The sequence below is a fragment of the Bradyrhizobium sp. LeoB3 genome (assembly GCF_055456055.1).
This window is the reverse complement of the sequence record NZ_JBVBEF010000240.1, coordinates 1-2729: the sequence shown is the minus strand read 5'-3', so window position 1 is coordinate 2729 and position 2729 is coordinate 1. Positions and strand designations below refer to the sequence as shown.

At 62.6% G+C, this 2729-nt stretch carries 4 protein-coding genes and 1 pseudogene; 2 read left to right on the top strand and 3 right to left on the bottom strand.

The window, feature by feature from the left end:
* Positions 1-371 precede the first annotated feature (371 nt).
* Entirely contained in the window at positions 372-662 is a 291-nt protein-coding gene (locus ACZXDY_RS45350; protein WP_028169405.1) for a hypothetical protein, read from the bottom strand.
* A complete protein-coding gene (locus ACZXDY_RS45345) occupies positions 659-919 on the bottom strand; it encodes a hypothetical protein (protein ID WP_028169406.1) in 261 nt (86 codons plus the stop codon). Before ACZXDY_RS45345 ends, ACZXDY_RS45350 begins: the two co-directional genes overlap by 4 nt.
* A gap of 97 nt (positions 920-1016) precedes the next feature.
* On the opposite strand from ACZXDY_RS45345, the gene ACZXDY_RS45340 reads away from it, so the two are divergent.
* Together ACZXDY_RS45340 and ACZXDY_RS45335 are read left to right on the top strand one after the other, a co-directional pair.
* Positions 1017-1469, top strand: a complete 453-nt coding sequence (locus tag ACZXDY_RS45340) for an Hsp20 family protein (protein WP_028169407.1) — start codon at positions 1017-1019, stop codon at positions 1467-1469.
* Between the two features lie 83 nt (positions 1470-1552).
* Positions 1553-1876, top strand: a complete 324-nt coding sequence (locus ACZXDY_RS45335) for a hypothetical protein (RefSeq protein WP_028169408.1) — start codon at positions 1553-1555, stop codon at positions 1874-1876.
* Positions 1877-2560: 684 nt separating this feature from the next.
* On the opposite strand, the pseudogene ACZXDY_RS45330 reads toward ACZXDY_RS45335, so the two are convergent.
* Positions 2561-2729: pseudogene (locus ACZXDY_RS45330) on the bottom strand (IS110 family transposase); the annotation flags it as partial.

The window sequence follows — 2729 nt, the reverse complement described above, 5'->3', positions numbered from 1 at the left end:
GGAATGTCGCCGCTGAGATGGCGCTGCATGTTCTCGCTTATAACCTCACACGGGTGATGAACATCGTCGGCAAACCGCGCCTGATTGCAGCCATCCGCGCCGCCTGAAGGCCGGAAAGTGCCTCAAAGAGCGCAATACCGCGTCGCGATACCTACTTTGGCCGGGCATTGGATGATCAGACGTGAGAACATCGGCCGCCTGCAATGATTGGCGACCACGGTCGCGTACCGACCCATCTGTTTGCACACAACCAACACCCCGAGCGGTCATCGAGCGCAGCGGAGCGCTGCGATCCGAAACACCCCAAATCGATCAGCCATGACATGGCGCGGGCGCTCCAGCCGCGAATGACGTAGGGGATGGAAGGGGATTCACCCCTCCGATACTTGGCGTGGCGCGCTTTCTCCTTGATCTCGGCCCATTCCGGCACCTCGCCCCGCCGGGCGAATGAAACCTGCATTGATCGCTTGCGGCACCATCGCGTCGTCGCCAAGCGCGATGGCTTCGAGATAGATGCGAATGCGATCACCGAACGAGACGAACGGCGAAGCGAGGCCCGAAACCCAATAGCTCACCGACATCGTATCCGGTGGACCGCCGGAAACCCGGCCGCTGCGATCGATGGTCTGCCCGGGTGCGACGTACTGGCCGCGCTCGTTCATCGCCGCCTTGTGGCTGTCCACCGCAATGCGGACATTCGAGATAGGTCTCGCGCGCCGGCCTCATCGGCGATCTCGCGCGCCCTGGCGTCGCGGACCCGACTGTCAGCGGCAGATTTCTGCGCCGCGTCATTCCGAAAGCGGATGTAACCTTGCACGACGACAACGCTTAACCAGACCGCCGCCAGGGCGCTAAAATTTTTCGTCACCCTCTTGAAACTTTTTTGCTCGTTGCAGATTTTTTGGGTCGCCGCAGTCATGACGGCCGGGGCGCCTTCGGGGCCCCGAAATCAAGGCGGGCGCCGGAAGGTGTCCGGTGCCAGCTCGTACCCAACTTGCTCTTTGGAGGATTTGGCTATGAGGTATGATTGGACTCCTCTGTGGAGGTCGACCATTGGCTTCGACCGCCTGTTTGACGTTCTCGATGAGGTCCAGCGGACCGCCGAAGAGACCTATCCCCCCTATAACATCGAGCGGCTCGACGAGAACCGCTTCCAAATCTCGGTGGCGCTCGCCGGATTCTCACCGGACGAAGTGGCCCTTACGGCGGCGCAGAATGTCCTGACGTTGGAAGGTCATAAGGCCGAGAAGGACGAGAAGACCTTTGTGCATCGCGGAATGTCGACCCGCCCCTTCAAGCGGCAGTTCACCCTGGCTGACCACGTCGAGGTCAAGGGCGCGCACTTCGAGAATGGTCTGTTGGTCATCGAGCTTCAACGCGAGATTCCCGAGGCTATGAAGCCGCGGCGCATCGCCATCGCGGGCGCAAGCGCCGGGCAAGTCAAGCAGATCGAGGGCAAGGCCGCCTGACGACCCCGCGGCTTGGTTCCGATCGCCGCCGCGCGGGTTCTCCCGCGCGGCCACCTTAAACGCGTCTTGATGGGAGGTTAGCCATGCGGAGGACGCCCGCACACGACAACGTCTTCGATTTCAATGCTCTTCTTCACCCCGGCACGGTGTTCTCGCATCCGCGCGACGTCGTCGCTGACCCGAATTTGAGTCTGGCCGAGAAGCGCGCCGTCCTCGCGTCATGGGCCTCTGATGCCTCGGCGATCGCGTCCTGTCCAGCGTTAGGCGCGCCGGACGGACTAAAGGCGCCTGTTCATATCTATGAAATTCTGGAAGCGCTACGCGCGCTGGACGGAAACGGTCCGCGCAACCCGCCGGCCGGCAAGCCAATGCGTCTGCGCTCGGCCGAGCGTCGCGCGGCGGAGTGAGCGAGGATCCGCAAATGATTCCATGATTCCAGGTCGCTTCCCGCGCGCAATTCCGCGATACATGCCTGCACCGCGCCGCTTGATTTCCGCATACGGGTTTTCTTTGCAGTTTTTGAAATGGCGCAAACGAGCTGTAGCAACGTCCGTTCGTGGCCCATCAGCGACGTGGCGAGACGCCTCATTGAGGTCTGCTCCCTGAGGCAAGGCGGTCCAAATTTGCTCACCTTGAGTTCTCATCTTGACCCAATGTATGGTCCGGCCGCGCGTTGCAAGCGGTTGCGTCAACCTGGCAGATGCGGTCTTGCAGCAATGTATCCGGCCTCTGCTTGGAGCGTGCTGGGCTCCGGGCCATCATGGATATCAGCGCGCATGCGAGCTGATTAGCGGAGCGGCCTCGAGCGGGCCATTCGGGTCACCAGTGTTCGCATGCGCCGGGAAGACCGATCCTCCATGGTCGTCTCATCCTCTCGCAGACCTCGGCGGGTAAGGGATGTTGGTTACGTCATCGATGGGCTCCTCACTTCGCGCTGTTCCTCGTGCCTGGCGGTCCGTTCCTTCGTCCCGGCCTGCGCGCGCAGACGCGCCGCGCGCTAAGGGCCGTCAAGGCCGGCCGTCGTGCTGTCCTGACGCCTTGCTCCACCACTGCCAGGCGGCGCCTTGACGGCGCCGAGCACGGCGCGAGGATCAGGCAGGTCGGGACGCCGTCTCCTCCGGCTTGACGCCTTCGAAGAGGCGGCCCTTGTTGAGGACCGCCCAGGCGATCCGGGCGAGCTTGCTGGCGAGCGCAATCGCCAGCACGTTGTGGTGCAATCGCTTCTTGGCGGCTTCGATCCAAGATTTGAGGCCATAGCGC